This window comes from Arthrobacter sp. P2b, assembly GCF_900168295.1.
Taxonomy (GTDB): Bacteria; Actinomycetota; Actinomycetes; order Actinomycetales; family Micrococcaceae; genus Arthrobacter.
In genome coordinates this window covers 1-1,104 of record NZ_FVZL01000047.1, presented here as the reverse complement: position 1 = coordinate 1,104, position 1,104 = coordinate 1, and the positions used below count along the sequence as shown (strand labels likewise).

The window sequence follows — 1,104 nt, the reverse complement described above, 5'->3', positions numbered from 1 at the left end:
CCAGCGGTGGAGTTGGATTTGGCACAGGACGATGGTGGCCCAGGTCATGATGATGCCGACGGAGGCGACGTTGAGGACGATTTCGAAGGCGTCGGCGGGGACGAGGTAGTTCAGCGGGACGCCCAGGAGGGAGACGCCGGCGGTGATGGCGATGCCGCCGTAGGGGACGCCTGCTTTGTTCATCCGGGAGGCGAATTTGGGGGCGGAGCCGTTGACGGACATGGAGCGCAGGATCCGGCCGGTGGAGTAGAGCCCGGCGTTGAGGGAGGATAGGGCGGCGGTGAGGACGACGAGGTTCATGATGACGTCCACGCCCTGGATGCCGATGGAGCCGAAGAAGGTCACGAAGGGGCTGACGCCTTTTTCGTAGGAGGTGTACGGGAGCAGCAGGGCCAGGAGGATGACGGAGCCGACGTAGAACACGGCGATGCGGAAGACCACGGAGTTGATGGCCTTGGGCATGATTTTTTCGGGGTTTTCGGTTTCGCCGGCGGCGGTGCCGACCAGTTCGATGGAGGCGTAGGCGAACAGGACGCCCTGCATGAGGATGATCATGGGCAGCAGGCCGTTGGGGAAGATTCCGCCGTTGTCGGAGATGAGGCTGAAGCCGACTTGTTGGCCGTCCACGGGGGTGCCGAAGATGACGAAGTAGGTGCCGACGATGAGGAAGATGACCAGGGCGGCGACCTTGATCAGGGCGAACCAGAATTCCATTTCGCCAAAGACCTTGACCGAGACCAGGTTCAGGGCCAGGACCACAACCAGGGCGATCAGGGCCCAGGCCCATTGCGGGACCGCTGCCATCCAGGGGATGTAGTTGCCGAAGAAGTTCATGTACAGGGCCGCGGCGGTGATGTCCACGATGGTGGTGGTGGCCCAGTTGATCCAGTAGAACCAGCCGGAGACGAATGCGGCTTTTTCGCCGAAGAATTCCCGGGCGTAGGAGACGAAGGATCCCGAGGAGGGCCGGTGCAGGACCAGTTCGCCCAGGGCGCGGAGGATCAGGAACGCGAAGAATCCGCAGACCGCGTACGCGATGACCAGCGACGGGCCCGCTGCGTTCAGCCGCCCGCCGGCGCCCAGGAACAGGCCGGTACCGATCGC

At 63.7% G+C, this 1,104-nt stretch carries 1 protein-coding gene; it reads right to left on the bottom strand.

Going from position 1 to position 1,104, the window contains the following annotated elements; genetic code table 11:
- The coding region (locus B5520_RS22290; protein ID WP_079599245.1) for an amino acid permease at positions 1 to 1,104 on the bottom strand (1,104 nt) is incomplete at both ends.